This window comes from Neobacillus niacini, assembly GCF_023715785.1.
GTDB classification, from domain to species: Bacteria; Bacillota; Bacilli; order Bacillales; family Cytobacillaceae; genus Neobacillus; species Neobacillus niacini_E.
In genome coordinates this window covers 26,591-40,588 of the sequence record NZ_JAMBOX010000010.1, presented here as the reverse complement: position 1 = coordinate 40,588, position 13,998 = coordinate 26,591, and the positions used below count along the sequence as shown (strand labels likewise).

At 43.1% G+C, this 13,998-nt stretch carries 11 protein-coding genes; 6 read left to right on the top strand and 5 right to left on the bottom strand.

The annotated features are described in order from the left end of the window. Positions 1 to 38: 38 nt before the first annotated feature. Positions 39 to 1,121, bottom strand: coding sequence for a branched-chain amino acid aminotransferase (locus M3234_RS17530; RefSeq protein WP_262305948.1), 1,083 nt, complete (start codon positions 1,119 to 1,121; stop codon positions 39 to 41). Between the two features lie 84 nt (positions 1,122 to 1,205). Here M3234_RS17530 and M3234_RS17525 point away from each other — a divergent pair, with 84 nt between their 5' ends. The 5 genes from M3234_RS17525 to M3234_RS17505 all read left to right on the top strand — a co-directional run bounded on the left by M3234_RS17525 (position 1,206) and on the right by M3234_RS17505 (position 8,037). Next, positions 1,206 to 1,664, top strand: coding sequence for a hypothetical protein (locus tag M3234_RS17525; RefSeq protein WP_262305947.1), 459 nt, complete (start codon positions 1,206 to 1,208; stop codon positions 1,662 to 1,664). Positions 1,665 to 1,893: 229 nt separating this feature from the next. After that, complete coding sequence (licT, locus tag M3234_RS17520; RefSeq protein ID WP_262305946.1) at positions 1,894 to 2,742, top strand: BglG family transcription antiterminator LicT; 849 nt, start codon at positions 1,894 to 1,896, stop codon at positions 2,740 to 2,742. 308 nt (positions 2,743 to 3,050) lie between these two features. Continuing rightward, positions 3,051 to 4,994 carry a beta-glucoside-specific PTS transporter subunit IIABC gene (locus M3234_RS17515; protein WP_262305945.1) on the top strand — a complete coding sequence of 648 codons (1,944 nt, stop codon included), beginning with the start codon at positions 3,051 to 3,053 and terminating at the stop codon, positions 4,992 to 4,994. Positions 4,995 to 5,101: 107 nt separating this feature from the next. After that, positions 5,102 to 6,532: a 6-phospho-beta-glucosidase gene (gene ascB / locus M3234_RS17510; RefSeq protein WP_262305944.1), complete on the top strand. Its 1,431-nt coding sequence runs from the start codon at positions 5,102 to 5,104 to the stop codon at positions 6,530 to 6,532. A 74-nt stretch (positions 6,533 to 6,606) separates the two neighbouring features. After that, complete coding sequence (locus M3234_RS17505; RefSeq protein ID WP_262305943.1) at positions 6,607 to 8,037, top strand: glycoside hydrolase family 1 protein; 1,431 nt, start codon at positions 6,607 to 6,609, stop codon at positions 8,035 to 8,037. 122 nt (positions 8,038 to 8,159) lie between these two features. Here M3234_RS17505 and M3234_RS17500 read toward each other — a convergent pair whose 3' ends face one another. Beyond that, on the bottom strand, positions 8,160 to 8,747 hold the full coding sequence (locus tag M3234_RS17500; protein ID WP_262305942.1) for a hypothetical protein: 588 nt from the start codon (positions 8,745 to 8,747) through the stop codon (positions 8,160 to 8,162). 518 nt (positions 8,748 to 9,265) lie between these two features. On the opposite strand from M3234_RS17500, the gene M3234_RS17495 reads away from it, so the two are divergent. Further along, entirely contained in the window at positions 9,266 to 10,045 is a 780-nt protein-coding gene (locus M3234_RS17495; protein WP_262305941.1) for an SDR family NAD(P)-dependent oxidoreductase, read from the top strand. A gap of 116 nt (positions 10,046 to 10,161) precedes the next feature. Here the strand turns inward: M3234_RS17495 and M3234_RS17490 are convergent, their stop codons facing one another. The 3 genes from M3234_RS17490 to M3234_RS17480 are packed head-to-tail and all read right to left on the bottom strand — an operon-like array spanning position 10,162 to position 13,874. Further along, positions 10,162 to 11,295, bottom strand: coding sequence for a Ger(x)C family spore germination protein (locus M3234_RS17490; protein WP_262305940.1), 1,134 nt, complete (start codon positions 11,293 to 11,295; stop codon positions 10,162 to 10,164). Continuing rightward, positions 11,282 to 12,385, bottom strand: coding sequence for a GerAB/ArcD/ProY family transporter (locus M3234_RS17485; RefSeq protein ID WP_262305939.1), 1,104 nt, complete (start codon positions 12,383 to 12,385; stop codon positions 11,282 to 11,284). The genes M3234_RS17490 and M3234_RS17485 overlap by 14 nt, the downstream gene beginning before the upstream one ends. Further along, positions 12,375 to 13,874, bottom strand: coding sequence for a spore germination protein (locus M3234_RS17480; RefSeq protein ID WP_262305938.1), 1,500 nt, complete (start codon positions 13,872 to 13,874; stop codon positions 12,375 to 12,377). Before M3234_RS17480 ends, M3234_RS17485 begins: the two co-directional genes overlap by 11 nt. Positions 13,875 to 13,998: the final 124 nt, after the last annotated feature.

The window sequence follows — 13,998 nt, the reverse complement described above, 5'->3', positions numbered from 1 at the left end:
TATAAACAACGGAAGCCAGGCACTTTTTAGCAGAAATGTTAAACTTCAACAGCATCTGCTTTAACTGTCCATCCAAACGGATCTTCCAGTTTCCCGTACTGGATGCCTGTAATCGCATCATATATGCGTTTTGACAGCTGTCCGATTTTTTGATCATTAACCGTAATGGTCCTGCCGTTCCACGTTAATTGCCCAACTGGCGAGATGACGGCTGCTGTGCCGGCACCGAACACTTCCTCAAGTTCCCCTCGTTCATGTGCCTTGAAAATTCCTTCAATGGAGATTTTGACTTCGCGGACAGGCAGTTCCCAATGCCTTAATAATTCAATAACTGAATCACGCGTCACGCCAGGCAAAATGCTGCCATTCAATTTCGGGGTGACCACTTCGCCATTTATTTTGAAGAAAATATTCATGCTGCCAACTTCTTCAACATATTTATTCTCTTTCGCATCAAGCCAAAGAATTTGTGCGTATCCATTTGCCTCCGCTGCTTCTTGGGCTTTCAAGCTGGCGGCATAATTTCCGGCAGTCTTTACATGGCCGACGCCCCCAATCACCGCCCGGACGTATTGCTCTTCTACATAAATCTTAACAGGGCTTAATTGGTCACCGTAATAAGCGCCAGAAGGTGAAAGAATAATTAACAATTTATATTCCCGAGCAGGCCGAACCCCAAGGTAGGGCTCGGTGGAAAAAATAAACGGGCGAATGTAGAGGGAAGTCCCTTCACCCTCCGGAATCCAATCCTTTTCCACGATAAGTAATTGTTTAATCGCCGATAGAAGAAACTCCTCATCTATTTGTGGAATACAAAGCCGGTCACAGGAGCCGTTCAAACGTTTCATATTTTTTTCTGGCCGAAATAGCTGAACCGATCCATCCGGTGCCTTATATGCCTTCAGTCCTTCAAAGATAGCCTGTCCATAGTGGAAAACCATTGCGGCCGGATCAAGTGTCAATGGCTGATAAGGAACAATCCGCGGGTCATGCCAGCCGAGGTCGGCATGGTAATCCATCTCAAACATGTAATCGCTAAAATACTTCCCGAAACCAAGTGCAGCGGAATCAGGTTTGACCTTTAATTCTTCTTTTTCAATAAAGGCAATATCTTGTTTCATTACCAAACCTCATCTCCCATTATTAATATAATATTCAGACTACGCTAAATTCTAAAAAAATACAAGACCGCGGGGACGGTTCTCATGGTACAAATTTTGGAAATAGAATCAGTAGAACAGTCCCCATGGTTTTGGTATATAATTGTAGTACTAGATGTTAAGGGGAGATCAATCATGTTCCTGGCAGAACTTAATCAAGAGGAGCAACAGGCATTTCTAGAGTTGGCTGAAATAATCGCATCAATAGATGGAAATCTTTCGATATTTGAAAACACGATACTTAGTAAATATAAGAAGGAAGTGGGGATGGAGGATTATAAAATTAAAGGCCTTGCAATCGAAGAGATTTTAAACGTTTTTAAAACGGAACGCTCCCAAAATATTGTCCTAGCCGAGCTTTTAAAACTGATCTATTCCGATGGAGTATTTCATAATCAAGAAAGTGAGTCCATCCGCCTGATCAAGGAGCACTTCGGATTTAATCCTGAAGAATACGGTAGTTTTAAGGACTGGATTGAAAAAATAAGGAGACTTTCCATTTGACATCTAAACTGAAGCAGAGAACCGTTAGATTGCTTTTCCTTGACATGCTGATACCCCTATGTTAAAAACAGACTTAGAAACGTTTTCATTTTTAATATGGATTGTTACTGTTCGGCAGGCAAAACCTAAGTTTGTGGTAGAATGACTGAAGTGTTATTCTTTTTTCAAATTTGGGTTTTTTATATTTTTATCAACACTTTTCAAATAATTCAATCAAGGGCGAGTGGAAATGAAAATAGAAAAGATTTTAAACAACAATGTGGTCGTGTCGAGAAATGAATCAAAACAAGAAATTGTCGTCATGGGCCGGGGTTTGGCTTTTCAAAAAAAGGTCGGCGAGTCGGTCGACACGTCTAAAATAGAAAAGACCTTTGTTTTGGAGAACCAGGGAATTTCCGAAAAGCTTGCCAAATTATTGAAGGATACATCTGAGGTGTATTTAAACATTTCGTCGAAAATCCTGGACTATGCCCAGTCTCAGCTGCCTTATAAATTGGATGAATACTTATATGTGGCGTTAACGGATCACATCAGCTTTGCCATCACCAGGCATAAACAGGGAATTCATTTGAAAAATCCGCTTGTTTGGGAAATCCGCAAATATTATAAGCCGGAATATCAAGTTGCCATTAAGGCCATCGACATTATTGAACAAGAAACCGGAATCACCCTGACAGAAGACGAAGCGGCAGCAATCGCCCTGCATTTGGTCAACAGCCAGCTCTCAGGGGAAAATATGGCGGCTGCCATTCAAATCACGGAAATGGTCAACACGATTCTCAACATTGTCAAATATCATTTTAAAATGGAATTAGATGAGAGCTCGATTAACTACGAACGATTTTTAACCCATCTTCGCTTCTTTGCGATTCGATTTATCCGCAAAGAGAAATTGGAGGAGACGGTTGATCAATTTTTCTATGAGCAGATTAAGCAAAAATATTCACAAGCTTATGCGTGTACGGAGAAAATTGCCACCTATTTAGATAATCAATTCCATTGTAATCTGACGAAGGATGAAGAAATCTATTTAACAGTTCATATCCATAGGGTAACCAACCGGCATAAACTAAAGTAATCTGAATATCTCGAAATTTGTCGAAGTAACTGTTGACACTGATGAAAGCGTATGCTAAATTATAAATATAAACTTCATATCAACCCTTTTTATTAGGATTGTTACTGATTATGCAGGCAAAACCTAAATTGCAACCGCCATCATACTTTGGCGTGCAGTTTAGGTTTTTTTGTTTTTCAGTAACGAAAATGGAAGGAATGTTACCTTAAGTGGGCATAACCTGATCTAATCCGTTTGACACTTTTAATGGTGTTATATGGATTGGCTCAGGTTTTTTTATTGAAAAATTAAAGAAAGTAGGGGGAAAAATGAAATACGAACAATTAGCCAAAGACATTATTGAAAATGTCGGCGGAAAAGAAAACGTTAACAATGTTGTTCACTGTATCACCCGCTTGCGCTTCAAGTTAAAAGATGAAGGCAAAGCCAATACAGAGGTATTGAAAAATATGGATGGGGTCGTGACCGTTATGAAGAGCGGCGGCCAATACCAAGTGGTTATCGGCAACCATGTGCCGGATGTTTATAAGGCTGTTACAACGGTTGGCGGCTTCCAGGCTCAGGGGGCAGTTGACGAAGAGGAAGAGGATGGCAAAAAGCAAGGAGCATTTAACAAATTTATCGATATCATTTCTGGTATTTTTACACCTGTTCTGGGTGTATTGGCCGCATCTGGTATGATTAAAGGCTTTAACGCATTGTTCTTGGCACTAGGCTGGTTATCTGATAAATCAGGAACCTACCAAATCTTAAACGCGGTTGGTGATGCGTTGTTCTACTTCTTCCCGATCTTCCTTGGTTTCACAGCCAGCAAGAAGTTCAAAGGAAATCAGTTTATCGGGATGGCCATTGGTGCCGCATTGGTCTATCCGACGCTGTCAGCTTTAACTCAGGGCGATCCATTGTACACCTTGTTTGAAGGGACTATGTTCCAATCACCGGTCCATATAACCTTCTTGGGAATTCCAGTTATTTTAATGAGTTATGCATCTTCGGTTATTCCGATTATTCTTGCCGCCTATGTTGGTGCTAAAGTTGAAAAATGGCTTGCGAAAGTCATTCCTGATGTAGTCAAAACGTTCTTGGTGCCATTCTTTACATTACTTGTTGTTGTTCCGTTAACATTCCTTGTCATCGGACCAGTTGCCACATGGGCAGGTCAGCTAATTGGACAAGTAACACTTTGGTTGATTAATCTAAGCCCTGTCATCGCAGGTCTTTTCCTTGGCGCTTTATGGCAAGTATTTGTTATTTTCGGCCTTCACTGGGGCCTTGTACCGATTGCCATTAATAATATGATGGTAATGGGTGAAGATCCAATCCTGGCATTGATTTTTGCTGCATCCTTTGCGCAAACAGGGGCTGTTCTTGGCGTTTGGTTAAAAACAAAAGACAAGAAGCTTAAAACACTAAGTATTCCAGCATTCATTTCCGGTCTTTTCGGTGTTACCGAACCAGCGATTTACGGTATTACGCTTCCTAAGAAAAAGCCGTTCATCATTAGCTGTATTGCAGCTGCCGTCGGTGGAGCCATCGCTGCCATCTTTAATTCGAAGAATTACATTTTGGGCGGACTGGGTATTTTTGGTTTCCCGAACTTCATAAGCCCTAAAGAAGGAATTACGATGGGACTATGGGGGGCAGTCATTGCTGTCATTGTAGCGTTCATTCTTGGTTTTGTTCTCACTTATTTATTTGGATTAGGAAAAGGAACAACAACGGAACCATCAGCTCCTGAAAAAAAGAAAGCTGATCAAAATCCTGCTGGGGAAACAGGCAAAAAAGAAGTCATTGCAAGCCCATTTAATGGCGAAGTGAAGCCGTTAGCCGAAATTAAAGATGCTGCATTTGCATCTGGAGCGCTTGGCAAAGGCGTAGCAATTGAGCCATCTGAGGGCAATTTATTCTCACCTGTTTCCGGTACTGTTTCTGCATTGTTCCCAACAAACCATGCAATCGGGATTACTACGGATGACGGTGCTGAAATTTTAATTCATATTGGCATGGACACAGTTCAATTGGAAGGCAAGCATTTTACAGCCCATACTACTCAGGGCGCCCGCGTTGAAAAAGGCCAGCTGTTGATCGAGTTTGATATTGCCGGAATTGAGGCTGCAGGCTATCCTGTGACAACACCAGTTGTTGTGACGAACCATACGCAGTACGAAATTGTTCCAGGATGTGAGAAAACAGTCAAAGCTGGTGACATCATACTAGAGGTTAAGGCGAAATCAAATTCTGTGGCCGTTTAATTAGAAAAATTGTGCTAAACGACAGTAAATGAGTGCCATCCGACAGTAAAGGTTGTTTATCCGACAGTAACCGGGTACCACCAAACAATAGTAAAGGAGTTTTGAACATGACGAAATTTCCTGAAGGCTTCCTATGGGGCGGCGCGATTGCTGCCAACCAAGCGGAAGGCGGTTATTTAGAAGGCGGCAAGGGGCTGACAACAGTTGACCTCATGCCAACTGGCAAGAGACGTTGGGATGTTTTAGTAGGTAATCTTGATTCCTTTGAGCCTGTTGAAGGTGAATTTTATCCTTCCCACGAGGCAATTGACTTTTACCATCGTTATAAAGAGGATATTGCGTTGTTTGCCGAGATGGGGTTTAAATCATTTCGCTTGTCGATTTCTTGGGCGCGGATTTTTCCAAATGGCGATGAAACCAAGCCGAATGAGGCAGGGTTAAAATTTTACGATGATGTATTTGATGAGTGTTTAAAATACGGGATTGAGCCGGTGGTGACAATCGCTCACTTTGACGTACCTGTGCACCTGGTGAAAGAGTATGGCAGCTGGAGAAACCGTAAGCTCGTGGAATTATTCGAAAAATATGCCGTGACGCTCTTTAAACGTTACAAAGACAAAGTGAAATACTGGATGACGTTTAACGAAATCAATATGCTGCTGCACTTGCCGTTTGTAGGAGCGGGACTTGTGTTTAAAGAAGGAGACAATAAGGTGCAAATTCAATACCAGGCAGCGCACCATCAGTTGGTTGCCAGCGCATTGGCGGTAAAAGCGTGCCATGAAATCATTCCGGATGCGATGATTGGCTGCATGCTTGCAGGCGGCGCGACTTATCCTTACACTTGTCATCCGGATGATATGTTTAAGGCGATGGAAAAAGACCGTGAATCTTTCTTCTTTATCGATGTTCAGTCACGCGGTGAGTATCCTGGCTATGCGAAGCGTTTCTTCAGAGAAAACAATCTGACGATCGAAATGGAACCGGGCGATGAAGAGCTGTTGAAAACAGGCACGGTTGACTACATCGGCTTCAGCTATTATGGCAGCCGGGCGACAAGTACCGACTCTGAAGTGTTAAAACAAATTAGCAGTGGCAACGTGTTTGCTTCTGTCGAAAACCCATATCTGGAAAAATCGGAATGGGGCTGGCCGATCGACGCGAAGGGCTTCCGCTATACATGCAACCAGTTGTACGATCGCTACCAAAAGCCATTATTCGTTGTGGAAAATGGATTGGGTGCAGTTGATGAGGTAACACCGGACGGACAGATTCATGACGATTACCGCATCGAGTACTTGAGAAAGCACATCGCCGAAATGGGCGAAGCGATTCAGGACGGCGTCGAAATCCTCGGTTACACAAGCTGGGGGCCAATCGATATCGTCAGCGCTTCAACCGGCGAAATGAAAAAACGGTACGGCTACATCTATGTCGACAGAGACAACCAGGGAAACGGCTCGTTGAAGCGCTTGAAAAAGAAAAGTTTCGGCTGGTACAAGCAGGTTATTGCATCTAACGGGGAAAACCTCGATTAAATCACAAGGAAGGTTCTTCTGCCTCATTTACAACAGAAGAAGCTTCCCCAGAACTCGTAAGGAGGAATTGGAAAATGACAAGATTTCCTGAAGGTTTTTTATGGGGCGGCGCTACCGCCGCAAACCAATTGGAAGGCGGGTTTCACGAGGGCAATAAGGGCTTGAACATTGCCGATGTGTTGCCTGGCGGCAAGGAGCGCCTGAAAATCCTGGCAACACCTGGATTTGACTTTGAAATTCATGAAAACAAATATACGTATCCCAACCATGAGGCAATTGATTTCTATCACCGCTATAAAGAGGATATTGCCTTGTTTGCAGAAATGGGCTTCAAAACGTTCCGTTTGTCCATCGCCTGGACGAGAATTTTCCCGAATGGGGATGAACTGGAGCCAAATGAAGAAGGATTAGCTTTTTATGATCGCGTACTTGATGAATTGCACAAGTATGGCATCGAGCCGCTTGTGACCATCTCTCACTATGAAATGCCGGTTTATCTTGTGGAAAATTACGGCGGCTGGAGAAGTCGCGAGGTTGTGACTTTCTTTGAACGTTATGCAAGAACAATTTTAACGCGCTATAAGGATAAAGTTAAGTACTGGTTAACTTTTAACGAAATCAATTCCGGGTTGCACATGCCGATTATGGGCCTAGGCTTTGCCATTCAAAAGGAAGAAGACAAGTACCAGCCTACTTTCCAGGCTTATCACCATCAATTTGTGGCAAGCGCCTTGGCGGTGAAAGCATGCCATGAAATCATTCCGGATGCGCAAATCGGCTGCATGCTGATTTATGCACCTACGTATTCCTATGACTGCAACCCTGAAAATGTCATGAACGCCCTGCAGGAAAGCCGCTTCTTCAACAACTTCTGCGGCGATGTCCAGGTCAGAGGGGAATACCCGGCATTCATTAAGCGTTATTTTAAAGAACATAATATCAACCTTGAAATTCAGCCTGGCGATTTGGAATTGCTCAAGCAGCATCCGGTTGATTTTATCAGCTTCAGCTACTATATGTCCCGTACGGACAAGAAGGTGAAATCTCCAGAAGAGCAAGGCGAAGGCAATATTATCGGCGGCGTGAAAAACCCATTCCTGAAAGCAAGCGAGTGGGGCTGGGAAATTGACCCGATCGGTTTAAGGGTTTCCCTGAACGAACTCTATGACAGATACCGTAAACCCTTATTTATTGTCGAGAATGGTTTAGGGGCGAAGGATGTTGTCGAGGCGGATGGTTCGATTAATGACGATTACCGGATTCAATACTTGCGCGACCACATCGAACAAATGGCCGAGGCGATTGAAGACGGCGTGGAACTAATGGGTTACACTCCATGGGGCTGCATCGATTTAGTCAGTGCTTCCACCGGCGAAATGTCCAAACGCTATGGTTTCATTTATGTCGACAAGCACGATGATGGCAGTGGCACATTGGAGCGGAGCCGCAAGAAGTCGTTCTATTGGTATAAAAATGTGATTGCGACGAATGGGGAAGAACTATAAAGCTGTTCAAAAAGGAAAGCTCGGAAAACGAGCTTTCCTTTTTCTTAGTGAGGACAAACAGGGTCGGCAAATCAGTGGAACTGTCCCCATAAAACTGTTAGCGAGAACAAAACCAACTACAGCTAATTTTCTTGGTGTTTTTTCACGCTTACCGCGAAGCGGCTGTTCGGGAGATAGTGGACTTCTAATGGTTTTCCGGCGAGATTTTCTATGTAATATGCCCTCGTTATGTCCTGGTTATAGACGTCGATGGTGAGGTCGTTAAATTGCAGTTCCATTACATATTCGGGACCAACATCAGCGTCATCATACTCTGCATGTGTAGGTACGGCGATTAATTCTTCAAACTGTTTCAATTCAAAAGCCGTCTTATCCTTAAATAGAAGGATTGAGGTTTCTACAAAGGAATAGCCGGCAGAAAAAATGATAGCTGCTGCAAGAAAGGATGCAATCCTTCCAAACCAGTTCTTCGTCCCAATCATTAATCCCGAAAAAATTAACGAAAAGCAGAGGCACATACTGGCGGCGCTGAAGGCACCGAAGATTTCCGACAAAATGAAATTTTCTTCAAACAGCTTGGAAATGCCCCAAAAAATAAACGTCAACACGAAAAACAGCATACCGACAATCATTGGCAGAACGGTAAAGGTATCCCTATCTTTTAGCCAAGAAAGACGGCGCTTCTTTTTCAAAGTTGGTATGGGACTCACCGACATCGCCTCCATCCAATTAGACTATATTTTGTTATCATAGCATATTAATTGGGTTGCAAGACCGGTCCTTTTGACTCATATTTTAAGGCGAAGAATTTGAGCGAGTCCTATATTTACAAAAGAAAGAGACACCAGAACATAATTGGTGTCTCTTCTCTTTAAAAATTAATTCAACCATAGAGTAACAACAATTTTGGGAGTATCGCAGCTAACCATCCTCCTCGGAATAGGCTTCAGTTGTTTTCGTGTCCCTGCACTCCCAGCATTCGGCTCGGTTCCTTTCCATGATTGATAATTCTGTCCCGCAAGAAATGCAGAAGTCCATGTGAAAAGTCCTCCTCTCTGGTAAAAATGTAATGGTTACATATGTATGCGAAAATGATGGCAGATATTTCTCCAAAAGTTCGACAAAACCAGTTGGACATGCAAAGGCAGACAACTTGTTAAAATATTTCGAAAGTATGATAATAGTAATTAAAGGAAAAACATGGACACTTACGTGAAAGGGGATCATTATGGACTTAGGTTTACAAGGAAAAGTGGCCATTATTACAGGCTCAAGCAAAGGAATCGGTTTGGAAACAGCACTTCATTTAGTAAAAGAAGGTGCGGAAGTAACCATTTGCGCAAGAAGTGAGGACCGCTTAAAGGAAGCGGCCGCTTACATTTTTGAACAAACAGGGAAAGAGGTTTTGTACATCGTCACGGATGTGACCAAGGAAGAAGATTGCCAACGAGTGGTCCGGGCGACCGTCGAAAAGTATGGGAGACTGGATATTTTGGTTAACAATGCCGGCACTTCCCAAGCCCATCACTTTGAAAAAGTAGAAACGGACCTTTGGCAGCAGGATCTTGATTTAAAACTGTTTGGCGCGATTCATTGTTCCCGTTATGCTGCACCCTATATGCGTCAGGCAGGTGGCGGGGCAATCGTCAATGTGACCGCAATCTCCGGAAAAACACCACCAGCGTCGTCATTGCCGACATCGGTCAGCCGGGCAGCAGGAATGGCACTGACAAAGGCGATGAGTAAGGACCTCGGTAAGGACAATATTCGTGTCAACACTGTCTGTATCGGTTTGATTCGCAGCGAACAAATCGAAAAGATGTGGAAGCGGCAGGCACCGGAATTAACATGGGAGGAGTTCTCCAAAATGGACCGTGGGATTCCGCTCGGCCGCGTTGGAAATACCGACGAGGCTGCTAAAGTCATTAGCTTCCTTGTCTCAGAGGCAGCATCTTATGTAACCGGGACGTCGGTGAACATTGATGGGGGAATGGCGGGGACGTTATAATTATTTGTCCTACTCGATAATGTTTTTTCTAGAAAATAGGGGGATGCCAGCTAGGCATCTCCCGTTTCAGCATAGGTATTTAAGCATCATGCACCATATCCCTGCTTCCCATGTCTCTAATTGATAATTCCGGAATTTATAAACTCAAATTGAAGGTCGGCCTTTATTGGGACCTCCCTCAGGTTGATGTTTCTATATTTTTCTTTCCAAAGCTTGTTGTGATGGACCCTTAATTCCTCCTCAAGCCCAAGGCCATCACAATTGGCCATCTGCAATTGGGAGATCATCGATTCGGCTGTCTTCATCAACCCAGTTTTGATATCATGAGTTAATTTGCTCATTACTTGCGGATCCGTTAATTGATCCTTTGGATACTCGGTGACACGATACTGAAGCTTAGCGGAGATGCGGGCGGATACAGACTTGTTTTTCACTTCAACGGTGGTCTTTTGGCTGCCGCCCAGAATTTCTACGACTACATCATTTTTTCGGCCCTTCCCGATCTGGTGACTGGATTTAACAAAAAAAGAAATCTTTTGTTTTTGCTCACCGCTGAGCAGTGTGTACATTTTTGATTCTGGAATCGATAGTTTTCCAGTCATTTTTCCATTATTGAATAACGCCATTCCGACCGAAACGGCACGCTTGTGCTTTCGATCCAGTTTCAAGAGCGGCAGCAGGGGGTCTTTCGTGTGATGTAACAGTAGCGGGCGGACGGATTGGACATTATAATTCGTGTAAAAGCCAGTCGCTATACCGCTTTTTAAAAATTCATCATAATACTGAGCGTTTAAATCAGCCTCCTCCTGATTAATGCTGACCGCATCTATGACCTGTCCTTCAATGATGGCAACCTTCGAACTTAAAGCGCCTTTGGGATTTCGGTAAATATGATCAAGTTCCGGGTAAATTCCCTTTCTTGCGGCTTTTTCGCCGAATAGGATAACATGGGCTTTGGAAATGTCAATTCTCTCGGAGATTTTCAGGTCGGCGTGCAGCAACGAATCCATTGCCGTTTCACCAGAGGTAGAGAGAATCGTACTTTTCGGAGCTGCCGGCGCATTGGACGTTCCGCTTTTTCCTTTGCTGATTGGGTAGGTAGTACTGGTGATGATTTCTCCCTTTGAATTCAAATCATATCCAAGCAGCAAGATTAATTTTTGTTCCTTTAACAGTCGCTGGTCCCAGCAGCCGCATAATAAAACAGATAGGGAGATGACTAAGACAAACCGCATGCTAGTTTTCCACATCGATTTCCCCCCTTTGCCTTTTCTGAAATAGAAAGGAGATGAACAGCAGGGCTGCAGGAATGACCATTAAGAAAATCAAACCTGTATAGGTGACATACTTTGTCAGTTTCGTGATTTCCTGTACACTATTAAAAAACAAGGCTGCCACAAAACATGTAATAGCCGATAAATAGACATAGGACCGGCGTGGCCATTTTTTAAAAAGAAAAGCACCGGCCATGGAAGCGCCGTAAAGATAGCTGATGAACGAAGTCCCGACAAGAATAATCCAGAAGGAAATGAGCACCAAGTCGGGTCGTTCAATAATGGTAAAAGAAAACGACTTTAACAGATAAAGAACAGGCTGAGGCAATAACACCAGTTCATTCCCGCTGAAGTAAATGAGGCAGGTAAAGGTGATGAATGCGTAAAAAAGCGTGATAAATAAGTTTGCCAAAGTAAAAACTTTCATCTTTTCCCGGCCCGTCGAAATGACAAATGGGGCGATGAGAAGGAAGAGCTCCATTCCCTGCCATGCCAACGTGGCATGTGCGGCCCCATTGATAATGTTCATTAGTCCGGCATCTCCCACAGGCATAATATAATGAAGATTTCCATCTTTAAATGCGATGGGGGCAACGACGATAAACGTTAAAATAACAATGGTAGCTATAAAAGAAAATCTGGCAATCACCTGCAAATTTTCAGTGGCAATGTAGATACCAATAGAAACCATCAATAACAGGATGACCCAATAAGGAGTATAAATGAGCATCCATTTCTTTAACATCGAGACAAATAATACGAGAATCGTTGTCCCAGTTAATAAAAAGTAGCCTGCATAAATAAGAGTCAAGCAGCGGCCAACGATCTTACCCAGCACAGATTCGAGGATAGTGAATAAATGCTGTTTGGGAAACCGGTTCGTTAAAAGAATATAAAAAATAATAAACAGCTCCATAAACACCCCCGTAAGCAAGAGAGACATCCAGCTATCCCCTTTGGCATAGTTGTGAATCTCATGGGGGAGTGACAGAAAGGCTACCCCGATTTGCGTTTGAATTAAAAAGGTAAACATCTGAAGTTTAGTTATTTGAGTATCAATTTTCATTGTTTTCCCATCTTCTTGGACGATAGAGTCGCCGTTTATTTTTTACACGTAATTCTCGCGGCCGATCTTTTAACAACCAAATCGGAAAGCGGATGATGGCATCCTTCAATCCTTTGATATTAAACGGAGCAAGTGGCGTAAAGTATGGAGTTCCCAATGATTCCAGCTTGCAAAGGTGGCCAACGATAAACATTAAAGAAAAAATGATTCCGACAAACCCGAAGGTAGCTGCAGAAAGCATGATGGGATAGTTTAAAATTCGTACGGTATTGCTCATTTCATAAGAAGCAATCGTAAAGGAAGAGATGGCTGTCAGTGCGATCACGATCACCATAATATTGGACACCAAGCCTGCTGACACAATAGCATCCCCGATAATCAGACCACCGACAATACCAATTGTTTGCCCAATCGGCGTTGGCAGACGAATCCCCGCTTCCCGGATCAGCTCGATGGTAAATGCCATAATCATCGCTTCGATAAGCGGCGGAAACGGGATGTTCTCGACAGAGTTTTTTACTAGTACTAAAATTTCCTTCGGGATAATCTCAAAATGAAAACCGATAACAGCAATATATAAGCTGGGCAGCAATAAAGAAATAATAAAGCTAATTAACCGCAGGAAACGAAAAAAGGAACCGGTAATGATTCGGCTGTTATAGTCGTCCGTTGTTTGAAAAAAGGAAAAAAAAGATACAGGCAAAACAAGCACATCCGAGCTTCCTTCCGCCATGATTACGATTCTACCCTCAATAAGCTGGGCAATCGCCCTGTCCGGCCTCTCAGTATAAAGCAAATGAGGAAATGGGGAATATGGCACATCCTCCAGTAACTCCTCCAAATACCCGGGGCTAAACGTCATGTCGATGGACAGGGTAGAAATTCGCTCCTTCAGTTTCCTTACGAGTGCCGGGCTGGCGATTCCATCTATATACACAATCGCAATCTGGTTGTTTGTGTATTGGCCAATCCGCTCGTAATGAATCCTTAGGTGTCTACTTTCAATCCCCCGTCTGATAAAGCCAAGGTTGGTTGACAGGTTTTCAACAAATCCGATGTGTGAACCTCGCACCGTTTTTTCACTATCGGGTTCAACCGAGCTGCGGGTATTTTCCTTCACGGTATTAAATGAATAAAGCTCCTCGCACCCTTCAAGAACAACGATTGAATTACCTTGAATCAAGGTGTAAATCGAATCTTTAAGCATGATTTTGCTTTTTGCTTCAGCAGTAAGTGGAATTTGTTCAACTTCTAGATCCCGATATTTCATTAAAGGAAATAAAATGCTTCGCTGAATTTTCTCCAAATCGGAAATAACGGCTAAATAAAATAGGACCCCTTGTTTATTGTTGAATGAGAGCGGAACCTTCATTAAATCTTCGGTACTGCCAAATGCACGCTGGATGAAGGCAGCCCGGTCCTCGAACGTGGCATCATCCTCGGCAGTAGGCAGGACATTTTCATTATTAGAAACGGAGGAATGGCTCATAGTTGGACCCCTTAAAATGGTATATACACTTAAAGTTTTAGTAAAATTGGGTTTTTTATTCCTTTATTGAAGAATTTGTGAATTTCCGGGGAATGGTAGGTATGAAATGAACTGTAAAAATGAG